This window comes from Erythrobacter sp. R86502, from assembly GCF_042466465.1.
In the GTDB taxonomy this organism is placed as follows: Bacteria; Pseudomonadota; Alphaproteobacteria; order Sphingomonadales; family Sphingomonadaceae; genus Erythrobacter.
The window spans coordinates 1,585,248-1,603,572 of the sequence record NZ_JAXHCJ010000001.1 but is presented as its reverse complement, the minus strand read 5'-3'; the positions used below and the strand labels follow the sequence as shown (position 1 = coordinate 1,603,572).

Here is an 18,325-nt window from a genome sequence, read left to right as displayed (position 1 = left end):
TGCCGAATTGACGCAGCCAGCCTCGCCACTTAGGTGATCGCCGCAAGGTTTGAACAGCTGAAAGCACTGAATTTCGAGCAAGGTTGCATACGTATGCGCAGATGCTACGGGGTGACTGACAGGCAAAGGGGATTCGTGCCGTCATGCTGGCCCCGGACCCTGAAGAATACGACACTTTCGCCCACCTTGCTGCTGCCCCGCCCAGGAGACGTATGTTGACCCCGCTTGCAACCCCGCTGGCCGCCCAGAACCTTTCCACGCGCGCACGCATCCACGCCAATCTGGGCACCGCCGCGTTGGTCGAACATGCCCTGGCAAAGGGCGAAGGCAAGCTGACCAGGCATGGCGCGCTGCTGGTCGATACCGGTCGCTTCACCGGTCGCAGCGTCAAGGACAAGTATATCGTTCGCGACAGCCAGACCGAAGACACGATCAACTGGGGCCCGATCAACCAGCCGATGAGCCCGGAGCACTTTGCTGCGCTGAAGGCTGACTTCCTGAAGGAACTGGAAGGGCAGGATGAACTTTACGTTGCAGACCTGTTTGGCGGATCGCAGCCGGAATACCGCGTCAACGTGCGCGTCGTCAACCAGATGGCGTGGCACAACCTGTTCATCCGCACGCTGCTGGTCCGTCCCACGGCGGACGAACTGGCAAGCTTCGATCCCGAATACACCATCATCAATCTGCCCAGCTTCAAGGCTGATCCCGAACGCCACGGCTGCCGCAGCGATACCGTGATCGCGGTAAGCTTCACCGAAAAGCTGATCCTGATCGGCAACACTGAATATTCGGGCGAGATGAAGAAGGGCGTGTTTGGTCTTCTGAATTACCTTCTGCCTGCGCAGGGCGTGATGCCGATGCACTGTTCGGCCAACATCGGACAGGATGGCAAAAGCGCGATTTTCTTCGGCCTTTCGGGCACCGGCAAGACCACGCTTAGCGCCGACGCCAGCCGCACGCTGATCGGCGATGACGAACACGGCTGGTCGGACACCGCGGTCTTCAACTTCGAAGGCGGCTGCTATGCCAAGATGATCAACCTGTCGGCGGAGGGCGAGCCCGAAATCTACGCCACCACCAAGATGTTCGGCACGATCCTCGAAAACGTGACAATGGACGAGGCCACCCGCGAGCTCGATTTCACCGATGGCAGCAAGACCGAGAACACCCGCGGCGCCTATCCCATCGAGTTCATCCCCAACACTTCGGAGAAGAACCTCGGCCCGGCGCCGTCCAACGTCATCATGCTGACCGCCGACGCCTTCGGTGTGCTGCCTCCGATTGCGCGGCTGACCCCGGATCAGGCGATGTATTACTTCCTCAGCGGTTACACCGCTAAGGTTGCGGGAACAGAAATCGGTGTGACCGAACCCGAAGCCACCTTCAGCACCTGTTTCGGCGCTGCGTTCATGCCGCGTCATCCCGGCGTCTATGGCAACCTTCTGAAGGACCGTATCGCCAAGGGCGGTGCACAGTGCTGGCTGGTCAACACCGGCTGGACGGGCGGCAAGTACGGCACCGGCAGCCGTATGCCGATCAAGGCGACCCGCGCGCTGCTCAATGCGGTGCTTGATGGCAAGATGGACGAAGTCGAGTTCCGCAAGGACCCCAACTTCGGCTTCGATGTTCCCGTGCATGTGCCCGTGCTGGCCGAGGCGGGGATCGACCAGACCATCCTCGATCCGCGCAGCACCTGGGCCGACGGCAACGAATACGACGCAACGGCGCGCAAGCTGGTGCAACTGTTCATCGACAACTTCGCGCAGTTTGAAGCGCATGTTGACGAAGGCGTACGTCAGGCAGCCCCGGCACCCGTCGCCGCCTGACGCTGCCATTTACCAGTTGGAGAGGGAGAAGCCCCGCCCGGCGCAAGATCGGAGCGGGGCTTTTTCGTTGAACTGCCGCACAGTCGGCCCACAGTCGGGCGCACGCGATTCGCAGGAGGAACGACATGAGCATTTTCGATGGTATTCTGAAGAACATTGGCGGCGCACCCGATGATGTGGTCAACCTTGCTCACAAGCTGGGGATCGATCCCAAGATGGCCGAACAGGCGATTGCGGTGCTGGGCAAAACCCACACGATGGACGGCGACACCGTGGGGCTGGCAGCGGAAAAAACGGGTATGAGCCCCGACATCCTCAATCAGATCGTCGCGGCGATCGGGGGCGAAGGTTCGCTCACCAATTTCGCCTCGATGCTTGACCGTGATGGTGACGGTAGCCCGCTGAATGACATCATGGGTATGGCCAAGGGCTTTCTTGGCGGCGGCCCGCGCTGATAATGATGGTCAGTGCGGCGGGGATGTCTCGTCCAGATATTGCCAAATCCGGCTGACCACCACCGATCCTTCGCCCACGGCGCTTGCCACGCGCTTCACCGAATGGGCGCGCACATCGCCAACGGCAAAGACGCCGGGCGCGGTGGTGGCATAGTCGTCCGATTGTCCCGCCGCCGCACCGGTCAGCACAAAGCCTTTCGCGTCGGTTTCGGCCACGCCTGAAAGCCAGCCGGTGTTGGGCGCTGCGCCAATCATGATGAACAAGGCGCGGGTATCGATCCGGCGCTCTTCTTCCTGTGTGCGCAGCGTGATCGCTTCGAGCCACGTGTCGCCGTGCAATGCGGTCACTTCGGAGTTGTAGTGAATGGTGATCCGCGGATCGGCCTCCAGACGCTGTGACAGGTAGCTCGACATCGATGCCGCCAGGCTGCTGCCGCGTACCACCAGATGGACGTGGGATGCCGCGCGGCTCAGGAACATCGCAGCCTGGCCTGCCGAATTGCCGCCACCGATCACCACCGCCTGTGTCTTGCCGCAAAACCGCGCTTCCATCTCGGTCGCGGAGTAGAAAATGCCCGCGCCTTCGAGATCTTCAAGGCGGGCCAGCGGCAATCGGCGGTATTGCACGCCTGTCGCCACCAGCACAGAACGGGCGCATAGCTGATCGTCATCGTCCAGCGTGACGCAATAGGACCCGTCCTCCTGCCGGATCATCGCTTCGACCCGGCGCGGCATAACGAACCGCGTGCCGAACTTCATAGCCTGCACCTGTCCGCGCCAGGTCAGGTCGGTGCCGCTGATGCCGGTGGGGAACCCCATATAGTTTTCGATCCGGCTGGATGTGCCCGCCTGCCCGCCGACGGCGGTATCTTCCACCACCAGCGCCTCGATACCTTCCGATCCTGCATAGACCGCGGCGGCAACCCCTGCAGGGCCGCCCCCGACGATCAGCAATTCGTAGGTGCGCTGCGAACAAATATCGAGATCAAGACCGAGATATTGCGCAACCTTGCGCGGCGTCGGGTTTAGCAGCGGCGTATCGGTTCCCAGGATCACTGCGGGTTCGTGCCCGATCAGCGAGCACACCTGCACGGTTTCAGGATCGCGCCCATCCATGTCAAAGCTCTGAAATGGGATGCGGTTGCGCGACAGGAAGCGTTCAACTGCCTGCACAGCCGCATCGCGGTCCGCGCCGATTACTTTTACAGCGCTGTTGTTCAATTCATACTGCTTGCGGCGGCGTGCGGCGAAGACCGTGATGATATGATCGCTAAGTTCGGGCACGCGGCTCATCAGGTCGAGCATCGCCTGACGCGGCGCCTCGATCACGCGGGTGTCGGTCGCAGCCCGCATTTTGAGATAATTAGTGCCCCGATTGAGAAAGCCGATTTCGCCCATGAATTGCGTAGCGCCCAGCGTGGAATCGAACAGGCGTTCATCGGTGTGGGGATCGACCACCTCGATTTCGCCTTCGATGACATAGACAAACCGGTCCAGCGGTTCGCCGATATCCATGACGACGCTGCCCGCCGGATAGAAGGTTTCGCCCCCGATGGCGCAGATCGCGTCGACATGGTCCGGCGCCAGCGGCACCCGGCGCATGGTTTCCAGGTCTTGTCCCAACGTCTCCATGCGGCTCTCCTGCGCGGCAGGGCCGCAACATGGGGTGAGCTGCCGGGCTTTGCAATTGCGCGTGCTGCCGGCGCCGTCCATGCCGCGAAGGTCAGGACGGCGGTGCCTGTTCAGGCCTTGCTGCTGGCGATGTAGCGGCTGACCGTATTGGCCATCACCGAAAGCGGCGCATTGCCGCCCAGCACCAGTGCGGTGTTGAACGCGCGGAAATCGTACCGTGCGCCCAATTCGCGCTGTGCCCGATCACGCTGGCGCAGGATTTCGGAATGCCCGATCTTGTATCCGCACGCCTGCCCCGGCCAGCTGCAATAGCGATCGACCTCCGAGGCGACTTCCTCAACCTTCGAACCGTTGCGTTCGACAAAGAACTGGCGTCCCTGTTCGCGGGTCCATTGCTTGGAATGAAGCCCGGTATCGACCACCAATCGGCAGGCACGGAAGGCGAGGCTTTGCAGGAAGCCCAGCCGGCCAACCTCAAACCCGTCATACGCACCCAGTTCATCGGCGATCTGTTCGGCATAAAGCGCCCAGCCTTCGGAAAAGGCGTTGAAGGCAAGGATCGAACGGATCAGCGGCAAGCGGTTGGAAAATTCACCCTCCCACACGTGACCGGGGATGCTTTCGTGGAAGGTAAGATCGGCCAGATCATATTTGCGGTGCAGATCGGTGGTGCGCAGGTTGATCCAGAAACGCCCCGGAATGCTGCCATCCTTGCTGCCGGCCCCGCCGTATGCTCCCGGTGCGCCAGGTTCTTCCGAAAGCGGCAGACGCACCACTTCAAGCCGCGGATTGACAACCTGCGTGAACGCGCGCGGCATCTGCGCCTTGATCCACGTCAGCCGTTCATCGATGAAAGCGAAGATTTCTTTGCGGCCCGGATCGCCTTCGGCAAACTGATAGCGCGGATCTTCTGCCAGCCCGCGCATGCGTTCGCCCACGCTGCCCTTGGTGTAGCCGATCGAACGCAGGATCGGGTCCATCTGGCCATGCAGCGCATCCAGTTCCGCAAGGCCTTGCCGGTGGATTTCATCGGGGGTGAGGCTGGTTGTGGTCGATGCCCCCAGCGCCCAGGCGTAATATTCCTCGCCGCGCGGCTGGGCCGAGATACCTGCGGCGTTTTGCGCGCGGCTGCGCTGTGTCTTCAATTCGGCGAGCTGACGTTCCAACGCGGGGACGATGCCGCGCGCTGCAATCTGGCTGGCCTGAGCCGCTGCGGTGCGGGCAGCGGGAATGTCGGACGCTTCCAGCGGCCCTGCGTAACTTGCCTGCGCCTCTGCGATGCTCGCTTCCATCTGGGCAATCGCCTTGTCGAGCAGGAATGCAGGCGGAATAACGCCCATGCCGCGCGCAGCTTCAATCCGTTCACGCTCTCCGTCAAGGATTGCGGGCACTTCCATCAGACGATCGAGATAGGGGCTGACATCGTCTGCTGTCGCCAGCGGCTGTGTCGAACTGAAGAAGCGCGGGAAATCGATGTAGCCGCCAACGTTCTGGATCACCACATAGGGCGCGTTGCGCCAGCTTCCGACGGCCACGTCGCCGTAAGGCAGGGCCATGCCTTCCACGGCGCGGGTGAAGGCGGTTTCCACCACTTCAAACCCGATTTGCTGATCGCTGGTCAGGCCATCCTTCGGATAGGCCCGAACTTCCGACACCATCTCTTTAAGGCTGGCGGCATAGGCTTCGCGTCCGGCTTCTCCGGGTGTTCCGAAGGTCGATCGCCAAGCCGCATATTCGCCCGTATCGACGCCCAGACCCGTGGCGCGGCCCGGTTCATGCGCCAGCATGCGATAGGCAATCTGTTCCAGTTTCGCATCGGCGCCGGTCGCCGTGCCCGATGCTGGGGAAACTGCCACGGTCGCTGGCCGCGATGCGGCGCAGGCTGGCAGAAGCGCAATGGCAGAAACGCCGCCAAGCCCACTCAGGGCCTGGCGGCGGGTGAATGCAGTGTTATTCTCTCTCATGCTCCCGGTGTGACGGGGGCACAGGATCAAGTCAATCGCAAGACAATCAATCCTTGAGGATGCCGCCGACCTTGCCGCCTTCCAGCGCCAGCAGGTTCATTACCGCATGGTGCAGCGCGATGTTCTGTTCAGCGGTGCCTTCATAATCGGTCATGCCAAGCTCGTCTGCCAGTTCCTTGCGGTTCTGGAAGCTGGGATCGATGCCCACCATTTTCATCAAATCGACGATCGAGGTCTGCCAGTTGTATTTGGCGGCATCGGGCATGGCACCGATACGTTGCGCCATTTCCGCTTCGCTGATTGCCGCATCAACAGGTTGCGGCGCCGGCGCTGCGGGCTGTGCCGCGGGGCGCGGAGCGGGCGCGGGCGTTACAACGGCAGGTTTTGCTGCGCCTTCAACCTTGTCCTTGTCCTTGCCGAAAACCGCATTCTTGATCGAAGAAAAAATACCCATCATAGCCTCCCAGTTATACCACTGCGCACAACCGGGCATGCGCCCACAATGTTCCGCTTGCGGGACGACCAGAGGACATTCCTTTGACCGATATCGTGCTTTCGATCGTGATGCTGGCGGCATTGGCGCTGGTTGCCGGCGCATTTGTGCTGTGGCGTCGCACCGGGGAGGCGAAGAACCCTGCGCTGATGGTGCTACTGGCGGTGATTGCCATTGCAAATGTGCTGATCTGGACGGTTCCGACAAAAACGGGCGATGTGCCGATCGAACAGTTGAAGGCCGCGGGGGAACGCTGACAGCAGCCCCCGGCGGCTTCAGGCATTGGCTACTTGATCGGGCAATCCGGCGACAGGCGGAAGTCGAGATAGTTGTCGACCGAACGCATCAGTTCTTCAAGCTCGTTTTCGAAGAAGTGGTTGGCGCGCGGAATTTCTTCGTGATGAATGGTGATGTGCTTTTGCGTGCGCAGCTTGTCGACCAGCTTCTGCACCGCATTGGGCTGAACCACCGTGTCGGCCGCTCCCTGCACGAAGATGCCGCTGGCGGGGCAGGGGGCAAGGAAGCTGAAGTCATACATGTTGGCTGGCGGCGCGACCGAAATGAACCCGCGCACTTCGGGACGGCGCATCAGCAACTGCATTCCGATAAGCGCGCCAAAGCTGTAGCCGGCAATCCAGGTGCTTTGCGCTTCAGGATGGATCGACTGCACCCAGTCGAGCGCGGAAGCGGCATCCGACAATTCGCCCACACCCGAATTGAAGCTGCCCTGCGAACGGCCCACGCCGCGGAAGTTGAAGCGCAGCGTGGCAAAGCCGCGATCCGCGAAGGTCTTGTATAGACGCTGCACGATCCGGTCGTTCATGGTGCCACCGCCTTCGGGGTGCGGATGCAGGATCATCGCCACGGGCGCGCGCGGACGCGGCGGAGGCGAAAAACGGCCTTCAAGACGGCCTTCGGGGCCGGGAAAGATGACTGAGGGCATCGGTAAACCTTATGAACGAGACACCGCACCGGGTGGCGCTGGAAATTGCGCGGCCTATATAGGCACCCACGCCAGAATCGCAATTTTTTACGAGGAACCGCGCCATTCCCGAACGGGTCTACCTCGATCACGCCGCCACCAGCCCCCTTCGCCCCGAGGCAAAGGCAGCGATGGAGGACGGTTTCCGCCTGTGGGCGAACCCATCATCTCCCCACGCGGAAGGCCGCAAGGCGCGCTCTGCGCTGGAGGATGCGCGCGAGCGGATCAAACGATCATTGGGGTGGGATGGGGAACTGATCTTTACCAGCGGGGCAAGTGAGAGCGCCTTGATGGCTTTCGACAATTCGACCGTGATTGACGAGGTCGTCAGCCCTGTCGAGCACGACGCAATTGGACAGTTCGAGCAGAACCGAGGTGTGCCGGTGATAGCGGTCGGGGCTGGCGGCGGCGTCGATCTAGCCGCACTTTCGGCGGCGATCGCGCCATCGTCTCGTGTCGAAGGCTCGGAGAACCGCAGCCTTGCCGCAGTCCAGCACGTCAATTCCGAGACGGGCACCCGGCAGGATATCGGCCTCGTCGCCGAAGTGGTTCACGATCAGAACGGCCTGCTGCTCGTCGATTGCGCGCAAAGCGCGGGGAAAATCGCGATACCGCAGCCTGCCGATATGGCGATTGTCTCGGCGCACAAGTTCGGCGGGCCGATTGGCGTCGGCGCGCTTCTGGTCAGGGACTTCAACATGCTCAAGCCCGTCGGCGGGCATGAGCGCGGCTATCGGCGTGGCACCGAGAACCTGCCCGGCGTGTTGGGCATGGCGGCGGCGCTGGAGGCTGGTCAATGGCTCGCGTCAGCCGCCGACCGCGCGGCTTTCGCTGAGCGGGTCGATGCTTACCGGCTGAAAATCGGCAAGCAGGTGGATTACATCTTCGCCATCGCCCACCCCACCCTGAGCGCCCAAGCCCTTCTCATCCGGCTCGACGCCATGGGCTTTGCCGTCTCGGCGGGGAGCGCGTGTTCTTCGGGCACGCTCAAGAAAAGCCGGGTGCTCGATGCGTTTGGCGTGCCGGATGATGTCGCGGCGCGCACAATCCGGGTCAGCCTGGGGTGGTCGACGACTCCCGAAGAATTGGAGCGGTTCAGCGCGGCTTGGGCTTCGCTTACCTGAAACCATCATCGCCCCGGACTTGATCCTCCCGCATCAAGTGCGGGATGACGTGATGAGACAGGTCGGGCATAGGGCACCGATGATCTACCTCGATTACCAGGCTACCACGCCCCTGTGCCCCGAAGCGCGCGAGGCGATGCTGCGCTGGCTGGGCGGGCCGGACAGCGATGCGTTTGGCAACCCCCATTCCCCGCACCGCATGGGCCGCATGGCCGCCGCCGCCGTGGAGACGGCGCGCGAACGGGTTGCGGCTCTTTTGCCCGGTAGTGGCACATTGGTCTTCACCTCTGGCGCGACCGAGGCGATCAATACCGTCATCCTTGGCATCCCGGGCGATATCATCACCTTTGCCACCGAACATGCCGCCGTGCTTGATTGCGCACGCGCTGTCGAAGCGCAGGGGCGGCGGTTCACGATCCTTCCCGTCACCCCCGACGGCCGCGCCGATATCACCGCGCTCGAGGCTGCGATCACGCCGCAAACCGGGCTTGTCGCGGTCATGGCGATCAACAATGAAATCGGTGTGCATCATCCGCTTGCCGCGGTGGTCGCCCTTGCGCGCAAGGCGGGCGCACGGGTGCTGGTTGATGCGGTGCAGGCCTATGGCAAGGTGCCGGTCGAAGTCGCGGCTGATTACATCGCGATTTCGGCGCACAAATGCCACGGGCCGAAGGGCATCGGTGCCTTGTGGATCGCCGCAGATGCGCCGCAACCTGCTGTTCTGATCCACGGCGGAGGGCAGGAAGCAGGCCTTCGGTCGGGCACGCTGTCGCCGATGCTGTGCGCAGGCTTCGGGGCTGCTGCGCAGGCCGCGCAGGATGGGTTGAGTGACCAGATGCTCCATGTCGAACGATTGTGGAGCGCGGCGCGCGAAGCATTTTCGGATTGGGAGTTGAACGGCAGCGCTGCTGACCGTTGGCACGGCAATCTCAACATCCGGCGCATGGGCGCGGGCGGGGGCGTGGATGTTGCCCGGTTGATGAGCGATTGCCGCCAGATCATGTTTTCGGCAGGCAGCGCCTGTGCCAGCGGATCGGGACGGCCCAGTCACGTGTTGAAGGCAATCGGATTGAGCGATGCCGAAGCAAAGTCCTCTATCCGCCTTGGCTTTGGCCGTTATACCACGCTTCAGGACATCGAAACCGCCGCAGCCCTGCTGGGCGCCGCCGCAAGGGAGCAAGACTTGTGAGCATTACCATCACCTTTGTCGATCCGCGCGGGCAGGCGATTGCTGCCACAGCACAGCCGGGGGACAATTTGCTCCGCGTCGGACAAGCAGCGGGCCTGCCGCTCGAAGGGACGTGCGAAGGGCAGATGGCCTGTTCCACCTGCCACGTCATCGTGGCGGCGGAATGGTTCGACCGGTTGGCATCGGCCAGTGACGAGGAAGAAGACATGCTGGATTTTGCCGCCGGAGTGCGGCGCACCAGCCGACTGTCGTGTCAGATCGATCTGACCGATGCGATGGACGGTCTTGTCGTAAACATACCACCCGAAAGCAGCGATGCCCGGCGGATGTAAAATTCAATTCGCGAGCGGGGTCAGGTCGAGCAGCCAGATCGCCAGCACCAATCCGCTGCTGGTTACGATCATCACCCCGGCTATCAGCCGCAAGGCCATTCCGCGCATGGGTTCGGCACGGTGACATTCCAGTCGTGCGGCAACCGACGCCGCCCGGCGCTGCGCAGCAAAGAAAATGGCAATGGCGACGAGGATGAACCCCGTCGCCAAAACCTTGGGCAGCCATGCTGGATCCAGTTTGCCGAATAGCGCATTGAACCCCAGACCGATTCCGACCGACGCAAGGCCTGTCCGCATCCATCCGGCAAACGTTCGTTCATTGGCCATGATCGTGCGATCTTCGGCCCAATCTGTACGTTGCTCGGCAAATGTCGTGCGTTGTTCAGCAAGTCCTTTCTTGTCAGCAGGCTCGGTCATGTCGGAACAGTCCTTCAGGCGGACTTTTCCATGTTCAGCGCCGCCATCAATGCTTCGGTAAAGGCGGGAATATCTTCCGGCTTGCGGCTGGTGATGAGATTGCCATCGATAGCCACTTCACGGTCGACGACGGCAGCGCCAGCGTTGGCGAGATCGGTGCGGATCGAAGGCCATCCGGTGACGGTGCGTCCTTCCAGCAAATCCGCTTCGGCAAGCAGCCACGGTGCATGGCAGATCGCGGCGATCGGCTTGCCTGCCGCATCGAAAGCGCGGACCATATCGATGACCTTGCTTTCCATGCGCAGGATATCGGGGTTCATCTGGCCGCCGGGCAGAAGCAGCGCGTCGTAATCTTCAATCGACACATCGCCCAGCGTCTTGTCGACGCTTACGCTCTTGCCCCAGTCCTTCTGGTCCCAGCCGCGGATTTCGCCCATTTCAAGGCTGGCGATCGTCACTTCTGCGCCTGCCTTGGTAAGGATGTCGCGGGGCTGCATCAGTTCGGATTGTTCAAAACCGTCGGTGGCGATAAAAAGTACACGTTGCATCGGAAAACTCCTTGGAGAGGTTATTTAGGGTCTAGCGCCGCGAGCCGTGGTTGTTCCGCCGGTCAGGACGAAACGGCGGCAACACACGACAGGCCGCTTTCCCTGTGGAAACCACTCTCCCTGCAGGGCCGCATGATTGCTAGACACAGCGCATGACCGATCCCGTCACCACCGATGCACCCGATGACGGCTTCGACGCTATCGTCGATGCGCCTTTCGATGCTGCCCTGTCCGAACGTTATCTGGTTTATGCGCTGTCGACGATCACGGCGCGCAGCCTGCCCGATCTGCGCGACGGGCTTAAGCCCGTTCACCGCCGCCTGCTGTGGGGGATGCGCCAGTTGCGGGTGACGCCGGACAGCGCCTTCAAGAAATGCGCACGCGTGGTCGGTGATGTGATGGGCAAATATCACCCGCACGGCAACCTTGCACTGTATGACGCGCTTGTCCGCCTCGCGCAGCCTTTCATGCTGCGCTATCCGCTGATCGAGGGGCAGGGCAATTTCGGCAATATCGACGGCGATAATGCCGCAGCCGATCGCTACACCGAATGCCGCCTGACCCGCACCGCGATGGAACTGATGGCGGGCCTTGACGAAGGCACGGTCGATTTCATTCCGACCTACAACAACGAGGAAGAAGAACCGGTCATCTTCCCCGGTCTGTTTCCCAACCTTCTTGCCAATGGCGCCAGCGGGATCGCGGTGGGCATGGCCACATCGATACCCAGCCATAACGTTGCCGAGATTATCGATGCCACGCTGGCGCTGATCGACAACCCTTCGGTCACACACGAACAGTTGATGGAACTGTTTCACGGCCCGGATTTCGCCACGGGGGGGCAGGTTGTCGATAGCCCGGCCGCGATTGCGCAGGCTTATCTTACCGGGCGCGGCAGCTTCCGCCTGCGCGGACGGTTCCATGCACCCGAAGCCAGGGATGCAGACGATATTGCTGCGGGGATCGAGCGTTTGGGCGCCGGGCAGTGGCAACTGGTCATCTCGGAAATCCCCTATCAGGTGCCCAAGGGCAAGCTGATCGAACAGATCGCCGCGCTGATCGGCGATCGCAAACTGCCGATCCTGGAAGATGTGCGCGACGAAAGCGACGAAGCGATCCGCATCGTGCTCGTCCCCAAAAGCCGCAATGTCGATCCTGATCTGCTGAAGGAAAGCCTTTACAAGCTGACCGATCTGGAAACGCGCTTCAGCCTGAATCTCAACGTGCTGGACGAACGGCCCGGCTTTGGCCGCACCCCGATGGTGATGGGGCTGAAAGAACTGCTTGAAAGCTGGATGGTCGCGCAGATCGACATTCTTCAGCGTCGTTCGCGCCACCGGCTGGCGCAGATTGCACGGCGGCTGGAACTGGTGCGCGGTTACATCATTGCCTACCTCAACCTTGACCGCGTGATTGCCATCATCCGCACCGAGGACGAACCCAAACCGATCATGATGGCCGAATTCGATCTGAGCGATGTTCAGGCCGAAGCGATCCTTAACATGCGGCTGCGCAGCTTGCGCAAGCTGGAAGAAATGCAGCTTCGCAAGGAACAGGACGCCTTGCTGGCGGAAGAGGCCGAATTGCAGGCTTTGCTGGACAGTCCGGCCAAGCAGCGCACCCGCCTGAAACGCGATCTGCGCAGCCTTCGCAAAGCCTATGCTGAAGATACCCCGCTGGGAGCGCGCCGTACGCTGATTGCCGAAGCCGCCGCAACGGTTGAATTTTCGATGGATGCGATGATCGAAAAGGCGCCCATTACCGTAATTCTCAGCCAGAAAGGCTGGATCCGCGCAGCCAGCGGGCACGTGCCGCTGGATCAGGAATTCAAATACAAGGAAGGCGATGCGCTTGGCTTCATCCTTCATGCGCAAACCACCGACAAGCTGTTGCTGGCTGCCAACGACGGGCGGTTTTACACGCTGGGCTGTGACAAGCTGCCGGGCGCGCGCGGATTTGGCGATCCGGTGCGGACCATTGTCGATCTGGAAAGCGATGCCAGCATTTCGGCGATGATGGTGCACCGCCCGGGGGGCCGGTTGCTCTTGGCCTCAAGCCACGGGAAGGGCTTTGTCGCCGAAATGAACGACCTGCTGGCCGAAACCCGCAAGGGGCGGCAGGTGGTCAATCTGAAAGACGGTGCGCGGCTGCAGGTCATCCGGCCGATCAGCGACAACCACGATCACGTGGCCTGCGTGGGCGACAATCGCAAGCTGGTGGTGTTCAATCTGGAAGAAATGCCGGTCATGTCGCGGGGGCAGGGCGTCCAGATGCAGCGATACCGTGACGGCGGCATGTCGGATGCGACCACCTTTGTACTGGCTGACGGACTTAGCTGGCAGATGGGCGGGTCGGGCGAACGCACCCGGACCGAAACCGAAATCCGCATGTGGAAGGTCGCCCGCGGCGCGGCTGGTCGGATGCCGCCGCAGGGTTTCCCCAAGGACAATCGCTTCGACTAATCGAAGTTGAACGCGCTGGTGCCCAGTTCTTCGGCCAGCATCTGATTGACGCGGTCAGCGCCGGGGAAGCCCTCGGCCAACCAGCGCGCCTCGATCGTGCGGAGCAATCGCGCCACATCGGGCCCTGCGGTGATCCCGCGAGCCACAATCGCCCCGCCTTTCAGCGGGAACACGGGAACGCTCCAATCCTTGAGCATGCGCGCATCAACGCCGGCCAGCAGCAGCCGATCCATCGCCAGCTCGGGCGAAAGGCGGTAGGCCAGCGCCTTGGGATCGGCGCTGTCGCTGTCGCTGCGCTCGGCTGCGTTGACTAGGCGGGTTCGCTGCGCTTTGGACAGGCGCAAGCGGGCTGCCACCGTTTCGGCTACCTCGGGCGAAGGGGGGAGCAGCGCGGCAAGCCGTCGCACCGGATCGGGGGCAACGCCTTGTGCGCTTTCGGCGGCGATCAACCGTTCCAGCGCCGAAACGTGGGCCGGGCACGTTTCGGGGAGGATAACCCCCAGAACGCCCCGCATCCGCATCCGTGCGACAGTCGCACCAGGGTGCGGCAGGGCCAGCAGGTTCAAAAGCTCCGCCGCAATCCGTTCGCGGCTCAGACCTTTCAGGGTGTGCGCCAGGTTGGCGCAGGCTTCTTCGGCCTCTACATCCAGCGCCGCACCAAAGCGGGTCTGAAAGCGATAATATCGCAGGATCCGCAAGTGATCTTCGGCAATGCGTTGCTGCGCATCCCCGATGAAACGCACCCGCCCTTCGCGCAGATCGTCCAGCCCGCCAAAATAATCCTGTATCACCAGCGTTTCTGGGTGGGCGTAAAGTGCGTTGATCGTGAAATCGCGGCGCGCGGCGTCATCCCGCCAATCCTGGGCAAAGGCGATGGTGGCGCGGCGGCCATCGGTGGCCACATCGCGGCGCAGAGTGGTGATTTCCACCGGCCCATCCGTGAGTATCGCGGTAACGGTGCCGTGCTCGATCCCGGTGGGCACGGTCCGCATACCTGCGCGTTTGCAGGCCGCGATCACATCTTCCGGCAGCAGCACGGTTGCACAATCGACATCGTGCACCGGAACGCCCAGCAAGCCGTCACGCACTGCGCCGCCGACCCAGCGGATATTGTCAGCGCCCAGCGCCGCGGTCAGCGCAGCCAGACCGTCGCGGCGCGTCCAATCGGCGTCGGCAAGGTCACGCAGCATTGTTGAGCCGTTCCCACGAAATCCGGCGCGACAAGTTGGCTATGATCGCTGCAGTCACGCCCCAGATGCGGAAACCCTGCCATTCCAGTTCGAGATAGCGCCGGGTTGCACCGCGCCAGTACACTTCGTTGGCCGTCCAGTTCGCCGGGTCGAGCAGCATGGCGAGCGGCGCTTCGAACCACGCTTCGACTTCAAGCGGGTTGGGGGTAAGCGTCAGCCCTTGGGGCACCACGCCCACCACCGGCGTCACCAGAAAGCCGGTGCCGGTGTGGTAGGGATCGCTGGCGCCGATCACGCGCACCGCCTGACGCGGCAGGGCCAGTTCTTCTTCGGCTTCGCGCAAAGCGGCGGTTACCGCATCCTCGCCCGGATCGATCTTGCCGCCCGGAAAGGCAACCTGTCCGGGATGATCGCGCATCGCCCGCGGGCGCTGTGTCAGGATCACCTGCGGATCGCGCACCGAATCGGTAATTGCGATGAGCACCGCCGCCGGGGTGGCGCGGCCATCGGCGGCAAATTGCGCATCGCTCAAAAGATCGGGGATTGCGCGCGCATGGCCATCGGCAAAGGCGCGTTTGACCGAATCATGAATGCTATCGTCAGGCCGCGGCATCATGGAAGGAGGCTGAAGGTCGCACCCTTGCTGACGACCTGCCACCGATTCTCTTCTGCCCCTTCGGCCAGCGCGATATCGACCAGCTGCGACCACGTCGAACGGTTCAAGCGGGCCTCGCAGCCGCGCCGGACGTGGAGGTACACAGCAGGGTTATCGGGATCACCGGACGCACGCAAACCGTGATCGGGCCCGGCAATTACAAGATCATCGGTGTTCAGCCGGAAAGCCAGCGCATCATCGGTCCGCACGCAATCGACCGCGATAAATGCAGCATCTTCAACCTCGATGCTGAGCTTTTCGAACGGCGTGACAAGCCAGTGATGCCCTTCGTCATCGCGGCTGAGCAGGCCCGCAAAGGCCCGCACCATCGCTTCGCGCCGGATTTCACCACCTTCGTGAAACCAGGTTCCATCGGCGGCAATCCGCATGTGGCTTTCGCCGACCTGCTGCGGGGCCCAGCCTTCGACCGGGGGCAGCTTGCGCTGCTCAACCAGATCGGCGATCTGCGAAAGGGTCAGGCTGGCGAGATAGGGGGGCGGTTCGTAGGGCATCACGCAACCGATGGCAGATGATGCGCCCGAGGTGAAGAGGCTATGCTTCCCACGGCCCCAGCATCCCTTCAGATGGCATCGCTGAAAGTGCCGATCCGCGCGCCAGCAACCGCTGCGGCTCATACGGGCCGGGGCAGCGCCAGCCGCCCGTCAACGCCGCAGAAAACCCCCAACGATTGTAATAGCCCGCATCGCCGATCAGCACCTGCGGCAAGGCGCGGCCCCCGTTTGCCGCGAGCCGCGCGTCTTCGGCGATCATCGCGCTGATCAGGCCAACACCAAAACCTTCGCCCTGGCGTTCCGGCACGACCGCAACCGGGCCGACCATCACCAGCGGCACCTGACCCTGAGGAGTCTGCAAGCCAACCGGCCAGCACTGGATGGTGGCAACCAGCATGTCATCTTCATCGAGCGCGGCCAGGCTCAACCCCGGCAGCCAAGGCATGCCTTCGCGGATACGATAGGCCGTGCGGGCGTGCCGGTCAGGCCCGAACGCACGGTCGAGCACCGCCTCAATCATGGCAGGCTCGACCGCTTCGAGCGGGATCAGTGTTGCAGCAGTGGTCGCCATTAGCGGGCGGTAAGCTTCAGCAGGCGGGCACCCTTGCCATCCTCGGCAATCCAGATCGCCCCGTCAGGACCTTCGGCGATTGCCCGCAGACGTGCACCAAAATCGTGCCGGGCAACTTCACGGGCGCTTTCGCCTTCAATTGCGACGTCGATCAATGCCTTGGTCTTCAGGCCTGGCATCAGCGCATGGCCCTTCCATCCGGCAAACATGGCGCCGTTGTAGATCAGCATGTCACCGGGCGCGATCACCGGGGTCCACGATGCCGCGGGCTTGGCAAAGCCATCATCGGCACTGTGATCGGGAATGGCGCCGCCATCGTAATGTTCGCCATTGGAACGAACAGGCCAGCCATAATTTGCCGCACGCTGGACAAGGTTCAGTTCGTCACCGCCCGCCGGGCCATGTTCCAGTTCCCACAGGCGACCGCTGGCATCCCAGTCCATTCCCAGGATGTTGCGGTGGCCCCACGACCAGATCTGAGCGGTAACGCCGCCCTTGTCGGCGAGCGGATTGCCGCTGGCCGGGGTGCCATCAAGGTTGAGGCGAACGATCGTTCCCAGCGTGTTGGTGGTATCCTGCGCAGGTTCCATCTTCTGCCGGTCACCGCTGGCAACAAACAGATATTTGCCATCGCGCGAGACAAGCAGTCGGTGCGAATAATGGCCGCGGCCCGATACCTTGGGGGTCTGGCGCCAGATCACTTCCAACCCCTCGATTGTGCATGCGGCAGGCTGGGCGCAAACCAGCGTGCCCTTGCCAACCGCTGCGCCGCGGGTGTCGCCGTCGCCTGCTTCGGCCCAGCTCAGATAAATCGTGCGGCGCCCCATTGCAGCGCCTGCTTCGGATGGCAGGAAGGCAATATCGCCAAGCCCGCCCTGACCGCCGTAATCCACCGTCGGCGCGCCGCTGACTTCGGAAATCTTGCCGGTGGCCGTATCGACCAGCTTCAGCGTGCCCGCCTTTTCCGTGACGAACAGCATTCCTGTACCGGGCGCAAAGGCCAGCGCCCAAGGCTCTTCGAAGGTTGCGACATTGTTCACCGCAAACGGCGTGGTGCCGGATACGGTAGCCGGTGCGGTTTCCCCCGTTTCTGCAATCGTGCAACTTGCCAGCATCATCGCAGGAAGGGAAAGAGCGGCGAGCATTCGGGCAGAACGGATCATGTCAGGGGTCACTCCGGTTTTTACGGTCACAAACGCGCCACTGATCATCGGGGTGGACGAGGCAGGGCGCGGGCCGCTGGCCGGGCCGGTTGTGGCCGCGGCGGTTGTGCTTGGCACTGCGATACCTGCCGGGCTCGATGATTCCAAGCGCCTTTCGGCCAAGCGACGCGGGGTTCTCGACACCGCGATCCGTTCGAGCTGCGGCTGGGCGGTGGCGGTGGTGGAACCCGATGAAATTGACCGGGTGAACATCTTCATGGCAACGATGCTGGCGATGACCCGCGCTGTCGCCAGTCTGACAGCCGCGTTGCAATGTCAGGACTGCGACGTTCTGATCGATGGCAACATGACCCCGCACCAACGGTGCGAGGATTGGCGCTGGCCCGCGCGCGCCATTGTGGGCGGCGACGGGATCGAACCGTGCATTTCGGCCGCATCGATCATCGCCAAGGAATGGCGTGACCGGTTGATGTGCGACGCGGCGCAGCGCCATCCGCACTACGGATGGGAACGCAACAAGGGGTACGGCACCGCCGAACATATCGAAGCGTTGCGCGTTCACGGGCCCACACCCTTGCATCGCCGCAGCTTTGCACCGGTGTCGCAGGCCAGCCTGCTCTGATCGAAATTTTGCTGGGTTGATGGCGGCGGTGGTGAGTCCTGCGCGCCACACCGCTGCATATCGAGTCCACCCGCAAGGGCGAGACTCAACATCTTGTGCCGGTCCCGCTTCGTTCCGCCCACGGCTTGCGACACCGCCCCCCTGTCAACCATATTTTGCACAAAATTAGGCGCTTGACGCGGACT

The 18,325-nt window shown here is 62.5% G+C and carries 19 protein-coding genes; 8 read left to right on the top strand and 11 right to left on the bottom strand.

Annotated features, from left to right (window positions below; translation table 11 throughout):
• Positions 1 to 212: 212 nt before the first annotated feature.
• Both SJY33_RS07770 and SJY33_RS07765 read left to right on the top strand, forming a co-directional pair.
• Complete coding sequence (locus SJY33_RS07770) at positions 213 to 1,829, top strand: phosphoenolpyruvate carboxykinase (RefSeq protein ID WP_379922164.1); 1,617 nt, start codon at positions 213 to 215, stop codon at positions 1,827 to 1,829.
• 125 nt (positions 1,830 to 1,954) lie between these two features.
• A complete protein-coding gene (locus tag SJY33_RS07765; RefSeq protein ID WP_379922162.1) occupies positions 1,955 to 2,284 on the top strand; it encodes a hypothetical protein in 330 nt (109 codons plus the stop codon).
• A 9-nt stretch (positions 2,285 to 2,293) separates the two neighbouring features.
• Here SJY33_RS07765 and SJY33_RS07760 read toward each other — a convergent pair whose 3' ends face one another.
• The 3 genes from SJY33_RS07760 to SJY33_RS07750 form a co-directional block, all read right to left on the bottom strand.
• Positions 2,294 to 3,916 carry an FAD-dependent oxidoreductase gene (locus tag SJY33_RS07760; RefSeq protein WP_379922160.1) on the bottom strand — a complete coding sequence of 541 codons (1,623 nt, stop codon included), beginning with the start codon at positions 3,914 to 3,916 and terminating at the stop codon, positions 2,294 to 2,296.
• A gap of 110 nt (positions 3,917 to 4,026) precedes the next feature.
• Positions 4,027 to 5,880 carry a DUF885 domain-containing protein gene (locus SJY33_RS07755; RefSeq protein WP_379922158.1) on the bottom strand — a complete coding sequence of 618 codons (1,854 nt, stop codon included), beginning with the start codon at positions 5,878 to 5,880 and terminating at the stop codon, positions 4,027 to 4,029.
• Positions 5,881 to 5,926: 46 nt separating this feature from the next.
• Complete coding sequence (locus SJY33_RS07750) at positions 5,927 to 6,337, bottom strand: DUF3597 family protein (protein ID WP_379922156.1); 411 nt, start codon at positions 6,335 to 6,337, stop codon at positions 5,927 to 5,929.
• 80 nt (positions 6,338 to 6,417) lie between these two features.
• On the opposite strand from SJY33_RS07750, the gene SJY33_RS07745 reads away from it, so the two are divergent.
• Positions 6,418 to 6,630, top strand: coding sequence for a hypothetical protein (locus tag SJY33_RS07745; protein ID WP_379922154.1), 213 nt, complete (start codon positions 6,418 to 6,420; stop codon positions 6,628 to 6,630).
• Positions 6,631 to 6,659: 29 nt separating this feature from the next.
• Here the strand turns inward: SJY33_RS07745 and SJY33_RS07740 are convergent, their stop codons facing one another.
• Positions 6,660 to 7,316 carry an alpha/beta hydrolase gene (locus SJY33_RS07740; RefSeq protein ID WP_379922152.1) on the bottom strand — a complete coding sequence of 219 codons (657 nt, stop codon included), beginning with the start codon at positions 7,314 to 7,316 and terminating at the stop codon, positions 6,660 to 6,662.
• 104 nt (positions 7,317 to 7,420) lie between these two features.
• On the opposite strand from SJY33_RS07740, the gene SJY33_RS07735 reads away from it, so the two are divergent.
• The 3 genes from SJY33_RS07735 to SJY33_RS07725 all read left to right on the top strand — a co-directional run bounded on the left by SJY33_RS07735 (position 7,421) and on the right by SJY33_RS07725 (position 10,000).
• A complete protein-coding gene (locus SJY33_RS07735) occupies positions 7,421 to 8,479 on the top strand; it encodes a cysteine desulfurase family protein (protein ID WP_379923550.1) in 1,059 nt (352 codons plus the stop codon).
• A 79-nt stretch (positions 8,480 to 8,558) separates the two neighbouring features.
• Positions 8,559 to 9,668 carry a cysteine desulfurase family protein gene (locus SJY33_RS07730; protein ID WP_379922149.1) on the top strand — a complete coding sequence of 370 codons (1,110 nt, stop codon included), beginning with the start codon at positions 8,559 to 8,561 and terminating at the stop codon, positions 9,666 to 9,668.
• 2 nt (positions 9,669 to 9,670) lie between these two features.
• On the top strand, positions 9,671 to 10,000 hold the full coding sequence (locus tag SJY33_RS07725) for a 2Fe-2S iron-sulfur cluster-binding protein (protein ID WP_379923549.1): 330 nt from the start codon (positions 9,671 to 9,673) through the stop codon (positions 9,998 to 10,000).
• Positions 10,001 to 10,003: 3 nt separating this feature from the next.
• On the opposite strand, the gene SJY33_RS07720 is transcribed toward SJY33_RS07725, so the two are convergent.
• Both SJY33_RS07720 and SJY33_RS07715 read right to left on the bottom strand, forming a co-directional pair.
• Complete coding sequence (locus SJY33_RS07720; RefSeq protein WP_379922147.1) at positions 10,004 to 10,417, bottom strand: YidH family protein; 414 nt, start codon at positions 10,415 to 10,417, stop codon at positions 10,004 to 10,006.
• 14 nt (positions 10,418 to 10,431) lie between these two features.
• Positions 10,432 to 10,965, bottom strand: coding sequence for a type 1 glutamine amidotransferase domain-containing protein (locus tag SJY33_RS07715; protein ID WP_379922145.1), 534 nt, complete (start codon positions 10,963 to 10,965; stop codon positions 10,432 to 10,434).
• A 152-nt stretch (positions 10,966 to 11,117) separates the two neighbouring features.
• Between SJY33_RS07715 and parC the strand changes: the two genes are divergently transcribed.
• Positions 11,118 to 13,427 carry a DNA topoisomerase IV subunit A gene (gene parC / locus SJY33_RS07710; RefSeq protein WP_379922143.1) on the top strand — a complete coding sequence of 770 codons (2,310 nt, stop codon included), beginning with the start codon at positions 11,118 to 11,120 and terminating at the stop codon, positions 13,425 to 13,427.
• Here the strand turns inward: parC and SJY33_RS07705 are convergent.
• The 5 genes from SJY33_RS07705 to SJY33_RS07685 are packed head-to-tail and all read right to left on the bottom strand — an operon-like array spanning position 13,424 to position 17,518.
• Positions 13,424 to 14,617, bottom strand: coding sequence for a CCA tRNA nucleotidyltransferase (locus SJY33_RS07705; protein WP_379922141.1), 1,194 nt, complete (start codon positions 14,615 to 14,617; stop codon positions 13,424 to 13,426). The two genes, parC and SJY33_RS07705, sit on opposite strands and share 4 nt — an antisense overlap.
• Entirely contained in the window at positions 14,607 to 15,230 is a 624-nt protein-coding gene (locus tag SJY33_RS07700; RefSeq protein ID WP_379923548.1) for a CoA pyrophosphatase, read from the bottom strand. Before SJY33_RS07700 ends, SJY33_RS07705 begins: the two co-directional genes overlap by 11 nt.
• Entirely contained in the window at positions 15,230 to 15,784 is a 555-nt protein-coding gene (locus tag SJY33_RS07695; RefSeq protein WP_379922139.1) for a DUF1285 domain-containing protein, read from the bottom strand. Before SJY33_RS07695 ends, SJY33_RS07700 begins: the two co-directional genes overlap by 1 nt.
• Positions 15,785 to 15,824: 40 nt before the next feature.
• Positions 15,825 to 16,355, bottom strand: a complete 531-nt coding sequence (locus SJY33_RS07690; RefSeq protein WP_379922137.1) for a GNAT family N-acetyltransferase — start codon at positions 16,353 to 16,355, stop codon at positions 15,825 to 15,827.
• Entirely contained in the window at positions 16,355 to 17,518 is a 1,164-nt protein-coding gene (locus SJY33_RS07685; protein ID WP_379922135.1) for a PQQ-dependent sugar dehydrogenase, read from the bottom strand. Before SJY33_RS07685 ends, SJY33_RS07690 begins: the two co-directional genes overlap by 1 nt.
• On the opposite strand from SJY33_RS07685, the gene SJY33_RS07680 reads away from it, so the two are divergent.
• Positions 17,517 to 18,140 (top strand): ribonuclease HII, encoded by a 624-nt coding sequence (locus tag SJY33_RS07680; RefSeq protein WP_379922133.1) that lies wholly within the window; start codon positions 17,517 to 17,519, stop codon positions 18,138 to 18,140. The genes SJY33_RS07685 and SJY33_RS07680 overlap by 2 nt on opposite strands.
• Positions 18,141 to 18,325: the final 185 nt, after the last annotated feature.